The sequence below is a fragment of the Wolbachia endosymbiont of Drosophila aff. chauvacae BK-2020 genome (assembly GCF_032848195.1).
Taxonomy (GTDB): domain Bacteria; phylum Pseudomonadota; class Alphaproteobacteria; order Rickettsiales; family Anaplasmataceae; genus Wolbachia; species Wolbachia pipientis.
The window spans coordinates 536,028-560,140 of record NZ_CP136586.1; the positions used below are offsets into that span (position 1 = coordinate 536,028).

15 protein-coding genes and 8 pseudogenes are annotated in these 24,113 nt (G+C 36.5%); 9 read left to right on the forward strand and 14 right to left on the reverse strand.

Annotation, left to right across the window (positions count from 1 at the left end; genetic code table 11):
* Positions 1–4 precede the first annotated feature (4 nt).
* Both metC and murE read left to right on the forward strand, forming a co-directional pair.
* A pseudogene (gene metC / locus R0F62_RS02835) lies at positions 5–1,238 on the forward strand (cystathionine beta-lyase).
* Complete coding sequence (gene murE, locus R0F62_RS02840) at positions 1,213–2,787, forward strand: UDP-N-acetylmuramoyl-L-alanyl-D-glutamate--2,6-diaminopimelate ligase (RefSeq protein WP_070356941.1); 1,575 nt, start codon at positions 1,213–1,215, stop codon at positions 2,785–2,787. The pseudogene metC and the gene murE overlap by 26 nt, the downstream one beginning before the upstream one ends.
* A gap of 1 nt (position 2,788) precedes the next feature.
* Here murE and R0F62_RS02845 read toward each other — a convergent pair whose 3' ends face one another.
* Both R0F62_RS02845 and R0F62_RS02850 read right to left on the reverse strand, forming a co-directional pair.
* Entirely contained in the window at positions 2,789–3,643 is an 855-nt protein-coding gene (locus R0F62_RS02845) for an ankyrin repeat domain-containing protein (protein ID WP_316659893.1), read from the reverse strand.
* Between the two features lie 67 nt (positions 3,644–3,710).
* Positions 3,711–4,178, reverse strand: a pseudogene (locus R0F62_RS02850) (ComF family protein); the annotation flags it as partial.
* A 58-nt stretch (positions 4,179–4,236) separates the two neighbouring features.
* Between R0F62_RS02850 and R0F62_RS02855 the strand changes: the two are divergent.
* A pseudogene (locus tag R0F62_RS02855) lies at positions 4,237–5,070 on the forward strand (IS5-like element ISWpi1 family transposase).
* A gap of 86 nt (positions 5,071–5,156) precedes the next feature.
* Positions 5,157–5,989 (forward strand): IS5-like element ISWpi1 family transposase gene (locus tag R0F62_RS02860; protein WP_317051323.1). Its coding sequence is split into 2 segments (ribosomal slippage): positions 5,157–5,526 and positions 5,526–5,989, totalling 834 coding nucleotides; the frame shifts between segments, so codons are not numbered across the junction.
* A 25-nt stretch (positions 5,990–6,014) separates the two neighbouring features.
* On the opposite strand, the pseudogene R0F62_RS02865 reads toward R0F62_RS02860, so the two are convergent.
* The 6 genes and pseudogenes from R0F62_RS02865 to R0F62_RS02890 form a co-directional block, all read right to left on the reverse strand.
* Positions 6,015–6,275: pseudogene (locus R0F62_RS02865) on the reverse strand (double zinc ribbon domain-containing protein); the annotation flags it as partial.
* Between the two features lie 227 nt (positions 6,276–6,502).
* Positions 6,503–6,817, reverse strand: coding sequence for a hypothetical protein (locus tag R0F62_RS02870; protein WP_274978953.1), 315 nt, complete (start codon positions 6,815–6,817; stop codon positions 6,503–6,505).
* 54 nt (positions 6,818–6,871) lie between these two features.
* A complete protein-coding gene (gene uvrA, locus R0F62_RS02875) occupies positions 6,872–9,667 on the reverse strand; it encodes an excinuclease ABC subunit UvrA (protein WP_274978954.1) in 2,796 nt (931 codons plus the stop codon).
* 425 nt (positions 9,668–10,092) lie between these two features.
* Positions 10,093–10,233, reverse strand: coding sequence for a hypothetical protein (locus tag R0F62_RS02880; RefSeq protein WP_010962923.1), 141 nt, complete (start codon positions 10,231–10,233; stop codon positions 10,093–10,095).
* A 50-nt stretch (positions 10,234–10,283) separates the two neighbouring features.
* Positions 10,284–10,796: a hypothetical protein gene (locus R0F62_RS02885; protein ID WP_022626376.1), complete on the reverse strand. Its 513-nt coding sequence runs from the start codon at positions 10,794–10,796 to the stop codon at positions 10,284–10,286.
* A gap of 95 nt (positions 10,797–10,891) precedes the next feature.
* Entirely contained in the window at positions 10,892–13,990 is a 3,099-nt protein-coding gene (locus R0F62_RS02890; protein WP_316659841.1) for a phosphoribosylformylglycinamidine synthase subunit PurL, read from the reverse strand.
* Positions 13,991–14,089: 99 nt separating this feature from the next.
* On the opposite strand from R0F62_RS02890, the gene R0F62_RS02895 reads away from it, so the two are divergent.
* Together R0F62_RS02895 and R0F62_RS02900 are read left to right on the forward strand one after the other, a co-directional pair.
* On the forward strand, positions 14,090–16,888 hold the full coding sequence (locus tag R0F62_RS02895) for a WPE palindromic element domain-containing protein (RefSeq protein WP_274978956.1): 2,799 nt from the start codon (positions 14,090–14,092) through the stop codon (positions 16,886–16,888).
* Positions 16,879–17,013, forward strand: a complete 135-nt coding sequence (locus R0F62_RS02900; protein WP_256437677.1) for a hypothetical protein — start codon at positions 16,879–16,881, stop codon at positions 17,011–17,013. The genes R0F62_RS02895 and R0F62_RS02900 overlap by 10 nt, the downstream gene beginning before the upstream one ends.
* Here the strand turns inward: R0F62_RS02900 and R0F62_RS06765 are convergent.
* Positions 17,006–17,605: pseudogene (locus R0F62_RS06765) on the reverse strand (transposase); the annotation flags it as partial. The gene R0F62_RS02900 and the pseudogene R0F62_RS06765 overlap by 8 nt on opposite strands.
* 57 nt (positions 17,606–17,662) lie before the next feature.
* Here R0F62_RS06765 and R0F62_RS02915 point away from each other — a divergent pair.
* Together R0F62_RS02915 and R0F62_RS02920 are read left to right on the forward strand one after the other, a co-directional pair.
* Positions 17,663–18,495, forward strand: a protein-coding gene (locus R0F62_RS02915; protein ID WP_317051336.1) for an IS5 family transposase whose coding sequence is annotated in 2 segments (ribosomal slippage) — positions 17,663–18,008 and positions 18,008–18,495 — 834 coding nt in all. Because the reading frame shifts where the segments join, the coding sequence is not laid out codon by codon here.
* 89 nt (positions 18,496–18,584) lie between these two features.
* A pseudogene (locus R0F62_RS02920) lies at positions 18,585–19,436 on the forward strand (IS630 family transposase).
* 28 nt (positions 19,437–19,464) lie between these two features.
* Here the strand turns inward: R0F62_RS02920 and R0F62_RS02925 are convergent.
* From R0F62_RS02925 to R0F62_RS06770, 5 genes and pseudogenes are all read right to left on the reverse strand, one after another.
* Positions 19,465–19,848, reverse strand: a pseudogene (locus R0F62_RS02925) (IS66 family transposase); the annotation flags it as partial.
* A gap of 205 nt (positions 19,849–20,053) precedes the next feature.
* The gene (pnp, locus tag R0F62_RS02930; RefSeq protein WP_274979217.1) at positions 20,054–22,321 is read right to left on the reverse strand and encodes a polyribonucleotide nucleotidyltransferase; all 2,268 of its coding nucleotides are present in this window, start codon (positions 22,319–22,321) and stop codon (positions 20,054–20,056) included.
* Positions 22,322–22,335: 14 nt separating this feature from the next.
* A complete protein-coding gene (gene rpsO, locus R0F62_RS02935) occupies positions 22,336–22,608 on the reverse strand; it encodes a 30S ribosomal protein S15 (protein WP_006279944.1) in 273 nt (90 codons plus the stop codon).
* Between the two features lie 12 nt (positions 22,609–22,620).
* Positions 22,621–22,959, reverse strand: a complete 339-nt coding sequence (locus R0F62_RS02940) for a hypothetical protein (protein WP_274979216.1) — start codon at positions 22,957–22,959, stop codon at positions 22,621–22,623.
* 7 nt (positions 22,960–22,966) lie between these two features.
* Positions 22,967–23,817: pseudogene (locus R0F62_RS06770) on the reverse strand (IS5 family transposase).
* On the opposite strand from R0F62_RS06770, the gene R0F62_RS02955 reads away from it, so the two are divergent.
* Entirely contained in the window at positions 23,713–24,102 is a 390-nt protein-coding gene (locus R0F62_RS02955) for a hypothetical protein (protein ID WP_179943772.1), read from the forward strand. The pseudogene R0F62_RS06770 and the gene R0F62_RS02955 overlap by 105 nt on opposite strands.
* Positions 24,103–24,113: the final 11 nt, after the last annotated feature.

A 24,113-nucleotide genomic window follows, 5' to 3' on the forward strand; every position in this document is an offset into this window, starting at 1 on the left:
AAATGTGAAGGAAGAGTCTATATTAGTTAAAGCAGGAAGAAAATTTAATGACTATAAAGGTTCCATGAACCCGCCAGTTTATCATTCTTCTACCATATTATTCCCTACTTACAAGGACTACTTAAATGCAGCAAATGGAGAAAGTATATACGATGTAATCAATGATGGTGTTGCAAGGGATTATAGCTACAGTAATGTTGGTACTCCTACTGTTCATTATCTTTCAAATGCACTGGCTGAAATTGAAGGGAGTGGACAAGCGCTTATTTATCCTTCCGGACTATTTGCACTTACTTTTGCTATTCTAACTTTCGCTAAAGCAGGCTCGCACGTTTTAATTCAAGATAATAGTTATTATAGGCTTAGGAGGTTTGCAGAAAATGAGCTACCAAAAAGAGGAACAGAAGTAACTTTTTATGATCCAACACAGGATATAACTGATTTAATTCAGAGTAATACTTCATTGATAATGATCGAGACTCCTGGTTCTGTAACGTTTGAGATTTCGAATATAGAGCATATAGTAAAAGTTGCTAAGGAACATAAAATTGTGACCGTTTGTGACAATTCATGGGCCACTCCTTTGTTATTTAAGCCGCTTGATTATGGAGTTGATGTTGCACTATATGCGGTGACAAAGTATCTAGCCGGTCACTCAGATTTAGTGATGGGGGCTATTATTGCTGAAGGTGAAATTTTTAAATTGCTTTATGAGAGCTATAAAAATTATGGGGTAACCATTCAATCGCACGACTGCTACCTTGCACATAGGGGACTTAGAACATTGTACACACGTATGAAAAGGCACCAAAATACAGCAATGGAAGTGGCAAAGTGGCTAGAAAAACATTCAAAAATCAAAAAAGTTTTGTATCCAGCACTTCCCTCCCATCCTCAACACGAATTATGGAAAAGTTACTTCAAAGGAGCAAGCGGCACATTCAGTATAGCACTAGATAGAGAATATTCATGTGAAGAACTAAGCTGCATGGTTGATCACATGAAAATTTTTGGTATCGGTGCTTCTTGGGGAGGATGCGACAGTTTGATATTACCAATAGATCGTAGATCTATGTCAAGATCTGTAATGAATTCAGATTATGGTGGAAGTTTTATACGGATATTTTGTGGACTGGAAGATCCTGAAGATTTAATCTCTGATTTAAATGCTGCACTAGCAAGGTTGCCATGTTTGAACACTAAAACTGGCAGATGAAACTGAGAGAATTACTGCATAACATTATTGATGTTAACTTTGATATTGAAATCAAGGGCGTTACATGTAATCCCAATAGAGTAAAGGAAGGTTATCTTTTTGTTTGTGTGTCTGCGGTGTCATTCCAGCGCGTGACGCTGGAATCTAGAAAACCAGCATGTATCCAGATTTTTCCTACTGAATCCCAGTATCACGCACACGACTGTGTAGACGTTGTCATACAAGGAACCAAAAAAGATGTCATCCCAGTGCTTGACTACTTGGATCCAGAAAATTTAATTGCAAATGAACACACTAAGCAATTGCATAATAAAAACTGGATTCCAGTGTCAGCTACTTGCATGACAAATACTCCGAGTTTTGCAGTGCTTGACCACCCAAACCCTCAAGAAATATACAGAGAAATAGTCAGCAGGTTTTATCAATTCAAACAGCCCAAATATGTTGCTGCTGTAACTGGTACAAATGGTAAAACTTCAGTAGTAGAATTTTGCCGCCAGATCTGGCAAAACTCTGGCTATAATGCTGCGTCTATTGGAACACTTGGAACATGCATCAATAATGACAGAGAAGATAATAGCGATAATCTTACCACTCCAGGCGCAGATGACCTTTATTCCACATTATGTGGTATAAATAGTAAGAACGTAGAACAATTAGCATTAGAGGCTTCAAGCCATGGAATTGACCAATACAGAATTCATGGACTTAGGTTCACTGCTGCAGCTTTTACTAATTTCTCGCAAGATCATTTGGACTATCATAAGAGTATCGATGAGTATTTTGAGGCTAAGAAAAGGTTATTTTATGAGGTACTACCAGAGGGAGAAACAGTAATTTTAAATGCGGATATAAATGAGTACCATGCATTGCTTAAAATAGCTGAAAAACGCAGCAACAAAGTTATCACCTATGGAAAAACAGGTTCTGATATTACTTTATTAGAGCAAACACCAACCCCTAATGGTCAATACCTTACAATTAAAATTGGCGATGAAATTTATAACATGTTTTTTCCAGTTTTGGGGCAATTTCAAGCATATAATCTGTTGTGTGCAATTGGTATAGTTACCTCGTCTGGACTGAATTACAGAGAAATATCTATAGGTAAACTCGTTTCTCCACCAGGAAGAATGGAAAAAGTTAAACCTTTTGCATTCGTGGATTACGCACACACTCCAAGTGCGCTTAAACAAGCCCTGTTGTCTTTAAAATGGCACTTCAACAAAAAAATAGTCCTAGTTTTTGGATGCGGTGGCAATCGTGATCGGAAGAAGCGTTCAGAAATGGGTAAAATAGCACAAATGTATGCAGACAAAGTAATAATCACAGATGACAATCCGCGTGATGAAGATCCTGCAAAAATTCGCCACGATATTTTGCTATATTGTCCTAGTGCACTGGAGATAGGGGACAGGAAAGAAGCCATAGAAAAAGGCATAGATATTGCCTATAACGAGGGTATGATTCTGCTGGTTGCAGGAAAAGGACATGAGAAATTTCAAATCATAGGGAATCAAACCTTTGAGTTTAGTGATGTTGAGGTTATTAAAAGTAAAGTTTTATCTTGACCTATATACTCTGACCAATTTCCTGTACAGAGCTCTCTGTTCCTTCCATTTTAGTGTTAGGTTTTGACATTACGTACGCAATGCAAACAGATACTAATGCAATGGATACAGATATACCAATAGTTACTAGTATAGGTAATTCAACAATGTATCCAATACCCGCCACTATCAATGCAGTTGCAATACCACCTACAGCAATCATTTTTGCTTGCCTTTTTTTCTTACATTCCATTTCTCTCTCATGTTTTTCTTCTTCTGCTTTCTTTAAAGCAGCAGCATTTTCCTTATGCTTCTCTTCTTCTGCTTTCTCCAAGACAGCAATCACCTCTTTGTCTGTAGCAAACATACTGGGAATGGAGTTATTATTATCTAGTGCTAAAGGACTAGCTCCTTTATTTAACAGGCACCTCACTGCATTTATATGATTATTAGTAGCAGCAAAATGCAGCGGTGTTGAGCCAAGTTTAGAACATGAGTGAATATGTGCTCCTTGCTCCAGTAGTAATTCTATTATTTCCGTATTACCGCTGCTAGCGGCACAATGCAGAGCAGTGTGTCCACCACCATCGCGTGTACTAACCTCTGCACCTTTCTCCAGTAGACGTCTTACTGTTTTTACTAAGCCTTTATGAGCAGCAATGTTTAACGCAGTAGTATAATACCTAGAAGCATGGGTAATCTCTTGCCGTATTTCAAATAAATGATCTATGTGAAAATTAAGTCTTTTCCACTGATTGTATGTATCTTGGTTACATGCGAGCAGCTTTTGCTTAATTTCTTCAATTATGTCACTTTCTTTTGATTCTTGCTCTATTTCTTGGAATATAGCATCAATTTCTTGCTCTTTTATACTCATACGCTCCCCAACAACTATTCAACTATAAATTATAATTTTATGGATATAGTAAAAGCAAGCCAAGATTTTATGTAATAGCCTCACAATCATTCACCGTTCTTGCAAGTGATAGCACTCTCACTTCTTTTGCACCGGAGTTTAAAATTTCCTGAGAGCAAGATCTTACAGTTGCTCCGGTTGTTACCACATCATCAACTAATATCACGATTTTATTTTCGATAATTTTCTTGTTGCTTGTTTTAAAAGCCTTCTTTAAATTTTTTTCACGCTGTTTAAGTGAAAGACCAGCTTGAGGCGCAGTATGGCGAAGGCGTTTTATTGCAAATGGCGTATAGGATAAATTGGACAACTTACTCAATTCTTTTGCAAGCAGTGCTGCTTGATTATATTTACGTTTAAACAAGCGCATTTTATGTAACGGTATAGGGATTATGATCTCTGCGTTCTGAAATGTATCCTGATTAGCTTGGTGTATCCACTTTGCATAGATTTTTACGTAATTCAAATTATCAAAAAATTTGAAATTTATAATCAGAGGTTGTCCGGAAACAAGTAAAAGGCTATAATATCTGAAATTTTAGTACGGGGTAAAGATGAGAAAAAAGTATCCAACAGATCTAAGCGAAAGGGAATGGGCAAGAATAGAAAAACACTTCAGAGTATCATACAAGAAAGGAGGAAGGCCGCCAAAGTATAGCAAAAGAGAAATATTAGAAGCAATTTTCTATGTATTGCGTACAGGGTGTCAATGGCGGTATTTACCAAATGATTTTCCGCTATGGAAGACTGTGTATGAGCAGTTCAGGCAATGGAAGAAGCAGGGAATTTTTTGAGAAAATGAATTATGAAATTACAAAATATAGTAGAAGAAAAATAGGAAGGAATGAGCAGCCGAGTGCCTGTATAGTAGATAGTCAATCTGTAAAGACTACAGAAAAGGGGGGATCAAAGGCTATGATGGAAGTAAAAAAGTAAAGGGTAGAAAAAGGCATATAATTACAGACACTCAGGGTTTTATACTAGGTTGTTACGTAGGCGCTGCTAACGAAAATGATAGAGATGGTATGAAAATAGCATTAAACAATATGAGAACAAAATATACTAAAGTTAAAAAAATGTGGGCTGACATGGGATACCAAGGAAGAAATTTAAAGAATCACATAAAGGAAGAATATGACATAGATATTGAAATTGTTAAAAGGCCTCCATGTAGATTTTGGGTGCACAAAGATACGCCACCTGAGCTACTACCAACAAGAGAACAAGGGTTTAAAGTACAGCCAAGAAGATGGGTTGTAGAAAGGACTTTTGCTTGGGTTAATAGGAATAGAAGGCTATCGAAGGAGTATGATTTACTCACAACATCCACTGAGAATTTCATATACCTAGCTATGAGTAGGGTTATGTTAAAGAGGGAATATGCTTGAATTTACTAGTTTCCGGACAACCTCTCAGAGGTTGTCCGGAAACAAGTAAAAGGCTATAATATCTGAAATTTTAGTACGGGGTAAAGATGAGAAAAAAGTATCCAACAGATCTAAGCGAAAGGGAATGGGCAAGAATAGAAAAACACTTCAGAGTATCATACAAGAAAGGAGGAAGGCCGCCAAAGTATAGCAAAAGAGAAATATTAGAAGCAATTTTCTATGTATTGCGTACAGGGTGTCAATGGTGGTATTTACCAAATGATTTTCCGCTATGGAAGACTGTGTATGAGCAGTTCAGGCAATGGAAGAAGCAGGGAATTTTTGAGAAAATGAATTATGAAATTACAAAATATAGTAGAAGAAAAATAGGAAGGAATGAGCAGCCGAGTGCCTGTATAGTAGATAGTCAATCTGTAAAGACTACAGAAAAGGGGGGATCAAAGGCTATGATGGAAGTAAAAAAGTAAAGGGTAGAAAAAGGCATATAATTACAGACACTCAGGGTTTTATACTAGGTTGTTACGTAGGCGCTGCTAACGAAAATGATAGAGATGGTATGAAAATAGCATTAAACAATATGAGAACAAAATATACTAAAGTTAAAAAAATGTGGGCTGACATGGGATACCAAGGAAGAAATTTAAAGAATCACATAAAGGAAGAATATGACATAGATATTGAAATTGTTAAAAGGCCTCCATGTAGATTTTGGGTGCACAAAGATACGCCACCTGAGCTACTACCAACAAGAGAACAAGGGTTTAAAGTACAGCCAAGAAGATGGGTTGTAGAAAGGACTTTTGCTTGGGTTAATAGGAATAGAAGGCTATCGAAGGAGTATGATTTACTCACAACATCCACTGAGAATTTCATATACCTAGCTATGAGTAGGGTTATGTTAAAGAGGGAATATGCTTGAATTTACTAGTTTCCGGACAACCTCTCATGTTTCTACTATGTTGATCATAAGCAAAAACTGATCTTAATACTTTAAACGGTGGAGGATTGATGATGCACTTACCACACGTATAAATATTGTCTGAGATTACTACGCCACAAACATTGCAGTAATGCTTAGTTAGAAAATTGATTTTTTTGTTGCATTCACTACACAGATTAAGATTTTCATCAATGATACATTCGCAACTTACGCATACGCTTGGAAATATGAGATTTGTAGCTTTTTTTAGTAAGAGAAGGTTCACAACTCATTAAATATATTATAAAATAATTTATATAGTATAGCTAAAGTAACTTAAGCTTACACTCTTTCACTTTTTATTCCATTTCAATATAGTTCAAACTGAGCCACTGCTGGGTGCTGTAGCTAGTGCAAGTCAGGTTTTCCTACGTCATACCGCCGCGGTATCTCTAGATCCCGCTAACAAGCAGCGGGATGACGAATTTGTCGTTTATCAAATCGTCGGTAAACCTAAGTCACTTTAGTTATAGTATCAAACATAAAGGTTGCAATATTATGTTGGCTGCTAAAATAGCACCAAGTGCACACAATGAATGCACTTTCTCTGCCCTGTGACCCACGTTTATCATTATCTTGATAATACTTGTTATAATTGTCTTTACTCTCAACTCCACAAATTACATCTTTCACAGGTCCTAGCACATTATCAACGTAACGTACAGATTTATAGAAACTATTTTCTGGAACTAGTGTGTTATCTTCTGCTTTCTTAGCAGGTACAACTCCATATTCAACGTACCTTCTAAAGTATCGATATACTGACATTCTTATCTCCAAATCATAAATATGCAACCTAGCCTAATATAATTAAGAAATAGTTTATAATAAATACGTTTTAAGATACCTGCCTGTAACACTTTCTGGAATTTTTACCACTTCTTCTGGAGTTCCAGTAGCAATCACTTCTCCGCCTTTTATTCCGCCCTCTGGTCCGATGTCTATTATATAATCTGCAGTTTTTATAACGTGCAAATTGTGCTCGATAACTATAACAGTGTTTCCCAGATTGACTAATCTATGGAGTATTTTTAGTAAGTTATTTATATCTTCAAAGTGTAATCCAGTTGTTGGCTCATCAAGAATATACAATGTTCTTCCGGTAAATCGTTTTGATAGCTCTTTGGACAGCTTTATTCGTTGTGCTTCACCCCCAGACAACGTTGTTGACGACTGTCCGAGTTTTATATAGCCAAGCCCTACTTCCTGCAAAGAAACCAACTTTTCTTTTACCATTGGAAGGTTTTCAAAAAAATCACAAGCCTGATCTATCGTCATATCAAGCACATCAGAGATTGATTTTTCTTTATAAGTAACTTCCAATGTTTCCCGATTATACCTTCGCCCTTTACATTGCTCACACTTCACATAAACGTCCGGTAGAAAATGCATCTCTATCTTTAAGTGCCCATCACCTTTACAAGCCTCACACCTTCCCCCTCTGGTATTAAATGAAAACCGGCCTATATTATATCCCCTTGCTTTTGACTCCGAAAGACCTGCAAACCAATTTCTTATATGAGTGAACATACCAACATATGTTGCTGGATTTGACGCAGGAGTTCTACCAATTGGCGACTGATCAACTTCTATAACTTTATCTATATATTCAAGGCCTTCTATTCTATCACACTGACCATACCTTGCAGACGAATGATGTATCTTATGTGCTGAATATTTATATAACGTTTCTATGACTAAACTTGATTTTCCCCCTCCTGATATTCCAGTAACACAAATAAGATTCCCTATAGGAAATTTAACGTTTACATTTTTTAAGTTATTTTCACATGCATTTATTACTTTTATGAACTGAGTTGCTGGCTTTCTTCTCCTTGGAATTAAAATTTTTTTCTCTCCACTCAAATATTGCCCTGTTATGCTCCCTGAATTTCTTTGCACCTGGTCTGGTGTTCCTTCTGCAACAACTTTTCCACCATTTACGCCAGCTCCAGGACCAATATCAATCGCATAATCAGCAGCCATTATTGTATCTTCATCATGCTCAACAACGATTACAGTGTTACCCATGTCTCTTAAGTTTTTTAGTGTGGCAATTAACCGATCATTATCACATTGATGAAGGCCAATCGAGGGTTCATCAAGAACATATAAAACCCCCGTTAATCCTGAGCCAATTTGCGAAGCAAGTCTGATCCTCTGACTCTCACCGCCAGAGAGAGTGCTAGATTCTCGATCAAGCGTTAGGTAATTCAACCCTACATTCTTTAAAAATGTTAGCCTCTTGATTATTTCACTTAGTATTTTATTTGAGATTTGCTTCTGTTGTTCTGTGAGCTTGTCTGGCAAATTTTCAAACCACTTAAGGGATTCATCGATACTAAGCCCTGATATTTCACCTATATGTTTGCTATCAATTTTTACTGTAAGCGCTTCTTTTCTCAATCTATAGCCAGTGCATTCTCTGCAGTGAGTGACAGAGCAATATCGCTCAACAAGTGTTTCATCATAATCCATCTGGTTCTCCAAGATACTGATCAAACCTTGAAATTTATTAGAGCCAAAGAGTATCATATCTTTTACTTCTTGATCTATGTTCTTCCACGGAATATCAAGGTTAAATTTGTAGTTTTCAGCCAGTGATAGAATTGCACTTTTTAGAAATCCATAACCTGTGTGCACTTGGCGGAACATTGATCCCACTGGCTTTAAAGCACCCTCAGATATTGAAAGAGTTTCATCCGGTACTATTAGCTTTATATCAACACTTAGTTTTTTACCAAGCCCATTACACGAACCACATGCACCGTAAGGGCTGTTAAAAGAAAATAATCTTGGTTCTATTTCCTCAAGAGTGAAACCAGACTCGGGGCATGCAAAATTCTCTGAAAAAGTCAGAATTTGACCATTTTTATACTCGGAATTATGGTTGTCAGGTAGGTTTACTATTTCTACATACATTAGACCATTACCAAGTTTTAGTGCGGATTCTATACTACTTGGCAGTCGATTTCCTATATCGCCCAATATTGATATTCTATCTGCAACCACAAAAACGTCGTGTTTCTTGTTCTTATCGAGTTTAGGCAAGTCATCTACATTGTACACTTCACCATCTATTTTGAACCTTACGTAACCTTGTCTTTTAATTTCCAATATCTCTTTAAGATGTTCTCCCTTTCTACCACGCACAACAGGGGCAAGTATATATATCTTAGTTTCTAAAGGTAACGCAATTATAGTGTCTACAATTTGAGACACCGTTTGTTTTGTTATTGGTAATCCAGTTGCAGGTGAATAAGGAACTCCTATTCGTGCATATACTAAGCGCAAGTAATCGTAAATTTCGGTAACAGTTCCAACTGTTGACCTTGGATTTTTTGAGATCGATTTCTGGTTGATAGATATTGCAGGAGAGAGACCTGTAATCGACTCAACATCTGGTTTATCCTGAATGTTGAGAAATTGACGCGCGTAAGCTGACAGGCTTTCAACGTACCGGCGTTGGCCTTCTGCATAAATCGTATCAAATGCAAGGCTAGACTTGCCAGAACCACTTAGCCCAGTTATAACAACTAGCTTATTTTTCGGTATATTGACGTCTACACCTTGCAGATTATGTTCCCTTGCGCCCTTAACTCTGATAAAATCGTCCATATTATACCATATAACGTATTAACCATTATAGCCTCAAAATACGTGAATTTATAGTGATATATTGATTTTCTATTGATTTTTTCAACTGTTACGGAAAATTAGGCAGCGTTTGATAAATCGTCATTCCGCTACTTGTTAGCGGCTGAGATACCGCGACGGTATGACGGTTAAGTAGGCCAGTGCCCCTATGATGTCATCCCAGTGTCAAGCACATAGCTGTACGAACGTTGTAGTTTAGGAGCAATTCCCACCAGTGGGCCAGTGCCCAGACACTGGTTCTATGCAACTTAATTAAAAACGTTTGTTTTAGCGTAAGACAACTACCTTTAGCTCATCAGCTCAGTTATAAGCAAAATTTCTGGATTCCAGACTGGAATGACACCATTTGCTGTGCAATTTACCTTCAAAAATGAATGTTCGTACAGCTATGTGTCAAGCACTGGGATGACACCATTCTTTTTTCTGGATTCCAGACTGGAATGACACCCCCCTGATAGGCTCAAATCATAATGTTTGTACAGTTGTGGGTTTAGGCTACCTATAAATTCTAAACTGTTGTTACGCACCAAATACACCCCTAGGACCCAAAGTCAGTTTAGCTATATCAGAAAACAGGTTATGTGGAAATCTTAAAATACTTCTTGTTTGCCAAGCAAAATAAATACATTCCTACAAACAAACAGATGCTCAATACTGACGCATAAGAAAACTTAAAAATTAAGTCTCTAGTATATATTGATAGGCATTTACCTGCAGAAAATTTGTATAGTAATCCAACACATACAACGGCACTATCAACCACTGATGCTATAATTAAAGTAATGAAATTTGCCATATGAAAATTCAACTTGGACTTCAATTTTTCAAAAATAATTATGCTTGAGAGAAGAGATACTAAAATTGCAGTATATGAAATCAATATCATCAAATTAAAACTTTGCCATTTAAAAACACAACATAGCGCTGTACACACTATTAAGTTATACGTAGCTTTGCTTCTGCCATAAAATTCAACCATTGAATTTACAACTAAAGCAGCTCCCACAAATAAGGCAGCACATATCATCAATTTATTTGAAGTGTTGAGTAAAGAAAGACTGATAAACAGGAGTATCGATAAAATAGACATAATTACCTACCCAAAATTAATAACATACATTCATTCTAAATAAACATTACATATAGTAAAAGAGTTATTTAGCATAATAAGAAAAATATTTTATATTAGCATGCCACATCTTTCAGATCTACTTTTAAAACATCCTTTATGTTTAGCACCTTTTTCTCTGTTACTTTGCCAATACATGAATAAACTGCACCTTCAAACAATTCTTCAAACCTCTTCTGATTTTGTGGTGCAATAGTAACCAAAATTCTACTTTGCGATTCAGAAAACATTATTATCTTGTTTATTATGTCTGTATTTTGTATTTTTCCTATTGGCACTAGTGAAAGATCGATTTCAGCACCAAGGTCTCCTGCAATTAGCGATTTTGCCAGAGCAATAACTAATCCACCTAAGTTTGGTGCAATTGCAGAGGCAATTATGCCATCTTTTATTGCCTGGTTGTAACGCTCATACAACTTCCTAGCGCTCTTTGCATCAACTTTTGGTACGTTGTTATTACCTATTCCACTATATAACTGATATTCAGATCTACCAAGTTCATCAAGTGTTTCTCCAAGCACATATATCAAGTCCCCTGGCATTTTTACATCAAGCGATACCGCATTTTCAATATTTTCTATAATTCCAATTGCTGAGATGAGTAATGAAGGTGGTGCAGAGATTATCACTTTCTCGCCATTTTCATCATATCCCTTGAAGTCATTGAACATACTGTCTTTTCCGGATATGAATGGTGTTTTAAATGCAGTTGCGAAGTCGTAACAAGCCTCTGCAGCTTTCTTTAGTTGCCACAACCTTTCTGGATTATAAGCATCACACCAACAAAAATTGTCGAGCAACGCTAGATGATTTATATTTCCTCCTGCGGCTACATAGTTGCGTATCGCGGTGTCAATTGCACATGCTGCCATGTGGTAGGTGTCAATTTCTCCATAACTTGAGCCAAATCCTTGCGATTTTACAACACCTTTATTTGAAGAAAGGATTGGCCTTGAAACAATAGCTTCACTGCACACTCTTCCCTTGCCCTGCAGTGGTTTCAGCACTGACGACCCTTGAACCTCATGGTCATATTGCACCACTATGAACTCTTTGCTGCAAATGTTTGGTCTGCTCAGCATTTCTTTTAGTTCAATTGCTAAAGAAGGCGAACTTGTTGTCATTCCAGCGCATAGCGCTGGAAGCCCCTTAGACCACGGTTTCGTCTGTAAATGCACTTTGGGATTACCATCATGCAGAAATTCAGTTTCGATGCCCATTATTACTGTCCCTTCAGGACATTTAACAACAGCTTTACCACTCTCATTAAACTCTCCAATCACACAAACCTCCACATCATGTTTTTTCATGATTTGCTTAAACATAGGGAGATTTTCTTCTGGCACTGCTAAGGTCATTCTCTCTTGTGATTCTGATATCCATATTTCCCACTGAGCCATACCATCGTTTTTAAGGAGAACCTTGCTCAAATCAACTTCAAATCCGTCTTTTCCCATTTCACCAATAGACGACGACAGCCCACCTGCTCCGTTATCCGTTATTGCATTATAAAGATCAAGATCTCTTGCTTTTATGACGGCATTGGATAATTTTTTTTGTGTTATAGGGTCACCAATTTGCACAATTGTTGAAGGGCTATTTCCCGATAAAGCCTCTGAAGAGAACGTTGCACCGTGAATTCCATCTCTTCCAACTCTTCCGCCAATAATTACAATCTTATCGCCATTTTTTGGTCCTTTAATGTGTGAAGGTGCATTATTTATATTGCGTGGAATAATTCCAATGCTTCCGACAAAAACTAATGGCTTGCCACAAAATCTATCGTCGAAATATACCGATCCAAGTTGTGTTGGAATACCAGAGCAATTACCAGCAACATTAACACCGTGAATCACTTCTTTCATTATATATTTTGGCGGTAAGATCTCATCAGTGCGCTCTTTATCCCTATAAAATTTGCCTTTTGCTTCTTTGGCAAAGCAAAAGTAATAGGTATTCATTATAGGCTCTGCGCCTTTCCCGAAACCCACTATATCGCGATTAACTCCAAGCACTCCGGTCATTGCTCCACCAAATGGATCAAGAGCTGAAGGGCTATTGTGAGTTTCAACTTTATCTACAATCAAGTAATCGTCATCAAAAATTATTCCTCCTGCGTTGTCGGAGAAAACTGACACGCATATGTCAGAATTTATCTCACGCGTTGCACGCTTAATATAATGAGCATATAGACCGTCTTTTATTTCATCAATAGGGGAGCAAAAAATATTGTGTTTACAATGTTCAGACCAAGTCTGTGCCAGAGACTCAAGTTCAATATCATATGGATTTCTACCAAGTTTTTTAAAGTAATCCTTTATAGCTTTCATTGCTGCCAGCGAGAGCCCTAAAGTGCCATTACCATCGATTCCATCTCTGCTGATTTTCTCAAGTTCTTGGTCACTTACATTTAAATCAACAGATTTAGCCCCATTACTACTTGATATCACTCCAGTGCTCTCTTTTGTCATCCCAGCCTTTTTTTCTGTCATCCCAGTGCTTGACACTGGGATCCATTCTTTTTTTTCCTGGTCACGCGCTGGAATGACACCGGAGTGGGTATTTAATGACTTATATTTACCATAATATTTCCAGCTATAGTTATTATTTTCTTTACAGATAAGTGTGCAATACTCAGTGATGGGGTTGAACTCTTGTTTTATATCATCTTCGGTTGGTAAATCTCCTTGACTTAGAATCAATTTTGAACTTCTTGCTTTGATCTCAATTGGTGTCATTCCAGCGCGTGACGCTGGAATCTGCGTTTTCTCTTTCTGGATCCCAGTGTCAAGCACTGGGATGACAAAAGAAGGGGCTGGGATGACAGGCTGGTCGATATAGCCTTTGCTTATTAAATACTCTCTAACAATTTGTTTCACTGTGTTGCCTACATTATCGGTCATGCCAGGTAGGAAGCTTATTTCCAAGCCCCACTTTGCTTGTGGTTCTATGAAATCATACGGAACTTCTTCAAGGTTTTCATTGTAGGAATAATAACGGCAGTCTTGTATGACTTTATTATAAAATAGCCCGCAAATTTCTTCATATAATTTGGATGGTAATTCTTTGCGTATGTAAATCGAGTAAACGTTGACTAACCATCTGCAGCCAATTTGCTCGCATTTATTTAAAACTTCTATTCTAATGTTTGCCATGTAATGTTATAAAAAATTTTAATATATAATAGCATACAAGCACGTTTATATTTTGAATAATTTCTATACAATAAAATATTGTATTAATTGTTACTGTTAGTGGGAAGAGTTTTTACCGTTAATGTGGATGAATCTCTTTTTGATGTGCTGGTTCAGCACATATTTTCTGAATATGAAAGAGAAAAAATTCCTGAAGTAAAAATCATACTTCCTTGCAAGAGGGATGTGATAGCGCTGCTGAGTGCATTCAAGAATCATAACGCTAAAAAATGCATAATTTTGCCAGAGATAGTTTCGCTAGAGAATATTGATGAGGAAGATTTAATATTAAATCTTGATAGGGTTAAAGTTATCAAGCCAACAAAAAGGACACTGCTACTCATTCAATTCATATTGGAGTGGAATAGAAAAAATAATGATAATTTTCCAATTGATTTAGCTTATAGCCTGCCATCACTGCTTGATAAAATTCAATCTACCCAAACAACGGATTGTTATCAATTTGATGAACATTCAAAAAAAATAGAGAATTTCATAAGCTTACTCACTGAGACTTGGAGTAAAACTTTAAAAGATTTAGAAGTAGTAGATATATTAAAACATAAGAGTGATTACATAAACAATATGATAATTTCTTTACAAAAAGACCAATATATAATCTTTGTTGGAATTGGAAAGGATAAGTCGTTAATTAGGGCTATATATGATCTGCCATTTGGAAAAATAATTTTGCCTAACTTGAATTTGAAAATTAAAGAGAAAGACTGGAAATCGCTTGATAAAAAACATTATCAATATTGCCTGAAAGATCTGCTCGATTATTTAAAAGTGGATAGAAGGGATGTGAGTTTTCTGCCAGAAGCGTGTTCTCCAGTGCCCAGACACTGGGATCCAGAAAACTTAACTTTAAATGAGCGCACCAGGTGGCTGTATAATGAAAACTGGATCCCAGTGTCAGCTACTTGGATGACAGAAGAAAGGGCTGGGATAACAGGAAGTCCTGAGGAATATCTAGATTACGTCTTTGATACAACTGCCGATCTAAGCAAAGTTAGTAGTGGACATGTTGGCAATATTGAAGTCATCACTTGTGATTCCAGAGAGGAAGAAGCACAAGTGACATCATTAATTATAGAAAATGAAGGTTATGAAAACATTTCTTTGGTCGTCTTTGATAAATTACTTGCAGCTCGTATAGCATGTTTATCAAGGCAACACAGTGCCATACCGGAAAATTACCCTTATATAACGCTTCTGCTTTATAGTATCGAAGTTTTGACCTCAAATTGGAGCAGTGTGTCATTACTTTCGCTCCTTAAACATAGGCTAGTGACTTTTGGTTACACTCAAGAAGAGTACACTCGGATTTTATCTGAATTTGAAATAGAGATATTACGCAACTTTAGTACAAATGGTCTGAGCGATATTATAAATGCTATCAATGCCCATAAAAAGCTAAAATACAAAGAAGATATATTACTTATTATCAGTAAGTTAGAGGTGATATTTAATCCTTTACTTCGTTCTATAAATTGCTCTATTTTCGATGTGGTAGCAACTCATTTGCAGTATATTAATATATTATCTGGTATAAATTTTTCAGAGCTAAATAGTGAAATAGGTAATTTTACCTGTAATTTCTCAAATGCATGTGAGGGTGTAGGAATTAAATGCTCCTTAGAGTTATATAGCCAAATTCTGACCTTATTTTTAGAGAAAGAGTTTTTCTTTGTAGCAAGTGACTTGAATAAATTCAGCTTATATCACAACAAAGTTGTAATACTTGCTGGATTTAATGAAGCGCCAAGCTTTCAAAGTCCGCTTTTGAATGCACTTACGAGAGAAAAATTTAATCTTCCTTCTGCACAAGAAGAGCAGGGGTATTTTTTTTATACTTTACACAATTTGTTTTGTGCAAGTAAGGTTTATATTACAAGATCGCTAAGCCATAGAAAGCCAATTCTATTGCAGCGTTTGGAAATTCTACTCAAGGAGGGGAAGCAGCCGTATCGTGATTGGCTAAGGATATTAAATACGCCTGAATGTACTGTTCCATGTACTCAGCCTATGCCAAAACCTCAAACCGAAGTTAGAAAAGAAAAAATGCAGGTGATGTCTTGCAGTGCAATAGAAAAGCTAATTCGTAATCCTTATTCATTTTACGTTGAATATATACTGGGTCTTAAACAATTAAGAGACTTGAATTTCAAGCCATCGATATTGGCATTTGGCACTATGGTACACAACATTCTTGCAAGATATTTACGCAACAAAAAATCTCCAATGAGCGTTGCACGAGAAGCATTCTCGACTAGTCAGTTTAATTTTTCAAATATGTGGTGGGTAAGACTACAAAAGATAATTCAATCTTTTGTCGAATTTGATGAAACTCGAAGCAATTATGTTGAGTTGGAAAAGAACTTTTCCTGTCCGATATTTCATATTCCAGCGCGTGACACTGGTTCTTGTGATCAGTATGAAACTGCTTGGATGACAAATAAGCCACAAGAAATTTCACTGATAGCAAGATGTGATAGAGTTGAGTATCTACCAAGTGGGCAAGTGGCAATTATAGACTATAAGCTTGGTACACCACCTTCCAATGAAGAAGTAATGTCGGGATTTTTTCCGCAATTAATTTTACAAGCCTTAGCGGTAGAACATATAACAAAAAGAGAAGTCTCAGAACTTGCTTATTGGAAACTTGATTATGATAAAATAAAAGTTATTTCTATACAAAATTATAGATACAAAATGCAAGAATTAAAAAATGATCTGCCTGGTTTTTTATCTAACTATTTAAGTAATTCCACACCCTTTATTGCCTCTCCATATTTTGATAAATTCCTGAGATTTAACAGCTATAAACAGCTAGAAAGGGTAGGAGAGTGGTTGTAAATGGTGTCATCCGAGTACCTGACACTGGTTTCCATCCAAAAGGGTGTCATCCCAGTGCCCAGACACTGGGATGGCTTTGTTGCATCACACTTTATGAGATGGTGATTTATGGTAAATTCATGTAACTATCTCAAATTTAGCCATACCAATATCAGTGAATTTATTAAGCAAATAGCATTTAGTTCTTTTTCTCGATTTATCTCAGATTTATTCCTAAAACTAAATCCGAATATTTGCTTTAATCTTGACAAAAACCCTTCAATATAAGATCTTTTCCCATAATTTACTTCTTTTTCCATTCTTTCATGCCATCTTCACCGTATAATTTTATTAACCTAATAGCAGCATTCCTGTCAGACATATAATCTATTTCTGGATGTTCTGCCGCATTGTTTATTGGTGGAATTTTTGTCTTTATATCATATTCGTTACACAACTTATAAAACTTGTGCCTATCACATGCTCTATCTGCATATAGTGCTTTTATGGCATGCTGAAAATCAACTTCTTTTAGCAAATCACAAGCTCCATAGTGATCAGCCGTTACTGTATTTTACAGCTATGGCTTTTTTGTTGTTTATATTCAACATTACGTGCAATTTTCTCGTTTGCTCATAGCCACGATATTTTCTGTCAGTGCTATTTTCCTTCAGGAGTGTTGTTGTATATACTAATTCCTGTACTGTCTATAGCAATTTCGATATCTTCCATATTAGAGGTTGTCCGGAAACAAGTAAAAGGCTATAATATCTGAAATTTTAGTACGGGGTAAAGATGAGAAAAAAGTATCCAACAGATCTAAGCGAAAGGGAATGGGCAAGAATAGAAAAACACTTCAGAGTATCATACAAGAAAGGAGGAAGGCCGCCAAAGTATAGCAAAAGAGAAATATTAGAAGCAATTTTCTATGTATTGCGTACAGGGTGTCAATGGCGGTATTTACCAAATGATTTTCCGCTATGGAAGACTGTGTATGAGCAGTTCAGGCAATGGAAGAAGCAGGGAATTTTTGAGAAAATGAATTATGAAATTACAAAATATAGTAGAAGAAAAATAGGAAGGAATGAGCAGCCGAGTGCCTGTATAGTAGATAGTCAATCTGTAAAGACTACAGAAAAGGGGGGATCAAAGGCTATGATGGAAGTAAAAAAGTAAAGGGTAGAAAAAGGCATATAATTACAGACACTCAGGGTTTTATACTAGGTTGTTACGTAGGCGCTGCTAACGAAAATGATAGAGATGGTATGAAAATAGCATTAAACAATATGAGAACAAAATATACTAAAGTTAAAAAAATGTGGGCTGACATGGGATACCAAGGAAGAAATTTAAAGAATCACATAAAGGAAGAATATGACATAGATATTGAAATTGTTAAAAGGCCTCCATGTAGATTTTGGGTGCACAAAGATACGCCACCTGAGCTACTACCAACAAGAGAACAAGGGTTTAAAGTACAGCCAAGAAGATGGGTTGTAGAAAGGACTTTTGCTTGGGTTAATAGGAATAGAAGGCTATCGAAGGAGTATGATTTACTCACAACATCCACTGAGAATTTCATATACCTAGCTATGAGTAGGGTTATGTTAAAGAGGGAATATGCTTGAATTTACTAGTTTCCGGACAACCTCTTATAGCTCTTTCCATAAAAGTCCGGATGTGATAGGATAAGGGTAGATGATGATAAGGAGGTTGAATGCCAGCAGCATATAGTTATGATTTAAGAAAAAAAGCAATGGAAGCGCTAGACGAAGGAGAAAGCAGAGAAACAGTGGCAGCAAGATTTAAGATTGGACGAACTACTTTATGGGAGTGGCAGCAAAGAAGAAAAGAAACAGGAGACTTTCAATCAAAAAAACTTGGAAATGGGGGTTACAATCACAAAATTACCGACTGGGATACCTTTGCCAAATTTGCCAGAGAACACAGAGGAAAGACTCTATCGGAAATGGCTAAACTTTGGAACAACGTTAGTATCCAAACGATCTATCGAGCCCTTAAAAAAATTGGATTTACGCGCAAAAAAAGACATATGGATACAAGGAAAGAAACGAAGAAAAACGTGCTGAATTTTTGAAAATTATAGCGACAAAAGAACCTAAAAACTTAGTGTATATAGATGAGTCTGGCATTGATAACACCGAACTACGGATATTGCCAGAAAGGACAGCGGTTTTATGCCTTAAAATCTGGAAAGAAAACTCAACGAATCAGTATGGTTGCAGCCTTAAGTGGAAGAAAGATAGTTGTTCCGTTAACCTTTGAAGGCCACTGTAATATGGATGTTTTTAATGGATGGTTTGAGCAATTTTTGACACCGATCTTGGAACCTGGACAGACTGTCATTCTTGACAATGCTACTTTTCATAAGTCTGATAAGATTATCGAGCTTGCTAAAGGGGTTGGTGCAGAAATTTTGTATCTGCCGCCTTATTCTCCAGATTTCAACAAAATTGAGCATCATTGGTTTGCTATAAAAAACAGAGCCAGGAAAAACATTCCTCTATTCGAATCCTTTCGTCGTGCTGTTGATTCTGCCTTCCTATGACCTGTCCGGACTATTATGAGAAATGCTATACTACATAAGGCCTAATTTCCGGAAGATCAACTTTTTGGTGAACATAAGGTTTTTCGCATATTACAAGCTCTCCTCCGCATTCGCAAATATTAGGCAACTCTATTTTTACTACTTTATCCGCTTCCATTGTAGCATGAAAATTTCCTTTATGCCCAACCTGATCGCCAACATTCCTTTCGCTTTTTGGCTTGTCCTTTTTTGTTTTGTACAATTCTTTAGAGCTCGGTAGAGATGAATTTTTCGAGTTTAAACCAAGCCTTTCCTTTAATTCAGCGTTCTCTATCTTTAAAGCTTTATTTTCTGCTTTTAAGTTTTCTATCTCTGCTTTCAGTTTTTCTATTTTTTGCTGTAAATTTTTGCAAAGTTCTAAAAGGTTTACCACATTACCTCACTTTTGCTCTATGATTATCTTTTTAGATCACTTTGTCTACCTTATTCTACCACTCCGCTGAACGGATACCTTGGGTTAGCTATAGCTAACACCACAATTGTACTAACATTGTGATTTGAGAACAACCTTCACCAGAAAGGGTGTCATTCCAGTGTTAAGCACTGGAATGACGAGAGGTAACGCAAGAAGTTTACTCTTAATAAAAACCTGATGATGAATCATTATTACCAAATTTCGGCCTATTTCTGTTGCTGAAACCAGAACGAGGAGGCCTCTTATGGTGACTTCCTCCAGGTTTTCTACTAAATGAATTATTGTAATAATTATCCCTGTCATTTGGACCATCTTTCCTTTCCTCGTTGTAAAGCTCACCTTCAAAAAACTCTCCCGTCTCTTGATCAACCCGACGTCTTGACAACTTTGGACACCCACCTTTTTCGAAGTCAATTACTAGTGCTTTGAAAGTATCATCTTGTTTAAGTACGCTCTCTATAGAATCTATATGTTCATTAGCTACTTCACTTATGTGCATTTTTCCTTTTCTGCCATTAAGAAATTCAAGCTCTACAATAGACTTCTCTATTCTTACAACCTTGACATCAACTATAGAACCTTGTTCTAGTTCTGTTATTGAATCAATCATCATACTCTTTGCAATTTCAGCTTCAGTGCCACTCGTAGCAAAAACAGAAACTTTACCATCATCTCCTATTTCAATTTTTGCATTACTTCTTTCACACACACTGCGTATATTTTTCCCCTTAGAACCTATAGCAGCAGAAATTTTGTCTTTATCTATGTAAAATGATAACATCCTTGGTGCATGGTCTTTGACATCATCACTGTGTTCTGAAATCACTGCATTCATTTTTTCTAAAATATGTAATCTTCCAGCTTTTGCCTGTTCTAAAGATTTTTCAACAATTTCAAAGCTTATACCAGAAATTTTCATGTCCATTTGTAGCGCCGTAACCCCTTCACTAGTTCCTGCTACTTTAAAGTCCATATCACCAAGATAATCTTCATCACCAAGTATATCGGAAAGTATTACATACTCGTCTTTATCTTTGATGAGACCCATAGCAATTCCAGCAACAGGGGCCTTTATTGGCACACCCGTATCCATTAAAGCAAGAGAAGTCCCACAAACTGTTGCCATAGAAGAAGAACCATCAGACTCCAAAATTTCGGACACTACTCTTATTGTATAAGGAAATTCAGACTTATCGGGTAAAACAGGATGAATTGCTTTCCAAGCAAGTTTGCCATGACCGATTTCTCTTCTTCCTGGTGCACGCGCAGCAGAAGTTTCTCCAACAGCAAATGAGGGAAAGTTATAATGCAACATGAAATGCTCACGTCTATCCCCTTCAATATCATCCACAATTTGCTCATCTTGAGTGGTGCCAAGAGCAGTAACAACCAGTGCCTGAGTATTGCCTCTTGTAAATAGTGCAGAACCGTGAGTTTTGGACAGAATATCAACTTCAACTTCTATCTGACGTATCTCATCATGCTTACGACCGTCTATCCTTACACTTTTCTTCCTAATTATTTCACGTACTAAAGATCTTTCAAAGTTTTTTACTGCATACGTAATTAACTTTTCGTCTTTTCCAGTTTCTTTAAGAGTATTCAATATATTCTCTCTGATCGCTTCTAGAGCTTGAACTCGCTCTTGTTTTACTATTTGCGAATATGCTTTTTCAAAATCTTTACCGTATTTTTCGAGCTCTTGTGTTATATCTGATGCATCAATAGGGGCAAAGCTCTCAGGTTTATTGCCAATTGTATCAGCAAACTCTTTTATGAGCTTAATGACAGGCTTAAGGTGTTCATGGCCAAATTTTATTGCATTAAAAACATTTTCTTCAGAGAGCTCTTTCACTTCTGATTCAACCATTAAAATTGAATTTTCATCACCAGACAAAAACAGATCTAAGCTGCTTGCTTTCATCTCTTGAACAGAAGGGTTGAGTATATAGTTATTATTTTCATCACAACCAACCATCACTCCAGCTATAGTAAAGTGAAAGGGAACACCAGAAATTGCAAGAGCTGCAACAGCACCAATCAATGCTGGCACTTCAGGAGGATTGACTGTATCATAAGTTAATAGATTGCACACCACACTAATTTCATCATGAAATCCTTCTGGGAATAGTGGTCTTATACTTCTATCTATTACTCTTGAGATTAAAGTTTCTCTATCAGATGGCTTGCCTTCTCTTTTAAAAAACCCGCCAGGGATCTTACCCATGGCATAGCTTTTTGCGATAAACTGCACATTTAAAGGTAGGAAATCAACGCTTTCTTCCTTCTTTTTACGTACAACAGTTACTAAAACAGAAGTATCACCGTAATTTACAACTACTGAACCATGAGCTTGGCGTGCTATTTTTCCTGTTTCTAAAGATAAGGCACGACCACCCCACTCTATAGATTTTTTTATAATTTTAAACATATTAAATTCCTCGATTATTTTCTAATGCCTAACTTCTCTATTAATTCCTGATAGGCTTCATTACCAAATTTACGCTTTATATAATTTAAGTGCTTGCGTCTTCTACCTATCAATATAAGTAAACCACGCTTAGAGTGATGGTCATGCTTGTGCACTTTAAAATGCTCAGTTAAGTTACTGATCCTCTCGGTCAAAATTGCACATTGTACAAAAGATGAGCCTGTATCATCTTCTTTAATTGCATATATATTTATCAAACTCTTTTTCTTTTCGGATGTTATCGACATCTAAACCTCATTTTAAATATTAAAAACACGAATAGGTTTCACACAACCATAAATAAAACTGCAGATTGCAATAGGTACACTACCCACCACCGCACAACAAATATCATGATTCTTTAAATTACGCAAGTTATTTAATACAACTTCCTGACCTTTTCTGATTTTCCCCGCATCTTCTAGGGAAATTTCAACTTTGAACATCGATTTTAAAGCCGATTCAATGGGGATGACGAAACTTTTTGTATTACTCCCTGTCACTCCATCATCTTCTGTCATCCCACCCCCCTCTGTCATCCAAGTAGCTGACACTGGGATGGCTTTGTTGCATCGCTCTTCGGATAGTAGGTAACGCACAATAAATTTATGAAGCTATCTCAAATTTAGCCATACCAATATCAGTGAACTTATTGAGCAAATAGCATTTAACAAGTAGTTCCTTCTCTCTATTTGTCTCAGATTTATTCCTAAAACTAAACCCGAATGTTTGTTTCAGTTGCGAGAAAAAACTTTCTATATAAGATCTTTTTCCATAACTCATCTCTTTTTTCCACTTCTTTATACCATCTTCATCATATGACTTTATGAGCTTGACTGCAGAATTTCTCTCAGCCATATAGTCTAACTTTGGATGCTCTGCTGCGTTGTTTTTCGGAGGAATTTTCGTTTTTATACCATATTGATTACACAGCTTATAGAGCTTTTCTCTGTCATATGCCCTATCTGCATATAGTACTTTTATGACATACTGAAAATCGACTTCTTTTAGCAAATCACAAGCTCCATAGTGATCAGCCGTTACTGTATTTTACAGCTATGGCTTTTTTGTTGTTTATATTCAACATTACGTGCAATTTTCTCGTTTGCTCATAGCCACGATATTTTCTGTCAGTACTATTTTCCTTGCTGTGTGTTGTTGTATATACTAATTCCTGTACTGTCTATAGCAATTTCGATATCTTCCATATTATTTTCTGCAATCATTTATCTTAATATTAAGTTTCTTTTGATGCTTGTGAATAGCTGCAAATCTCTTCCTATTTGTTGCAAATACCCTTTTATAAACCCGACTGTTTGTCTTAAACCAATTCTAAAGAAACTGACGATTATATGCACCAAAATCACAACTTTATCACTATAAATATAGTTGCCGCCCTGCATTTTTGGACAATTCTCGTACCAATTTTCTATGGCGTCATTGATATAACAAAAAATGCTTCCTCTTTCTTGGAGAAATTTGTTATATTCATGGCAGTTACTGACTCTCATTTTTTGTGGCATATTTTTTCTTCAACAGTTAAATGGCTATTTATAATGAATTTTGTCAGTAACTGCCAGTTCTTTTCGCTTGAGCGATGCAACAAAGCCCACTGGGATCCAGTTTCACCTTGTGATGGTGTCATGAAAGTAGCTGACACTGGTTTCCATCCAAGACGGTGTCATTCCTTACTATTACCCACAAATATAAATGGACTAAAAAGTAAAATATTACAATATTAAAGTTTGCAAAT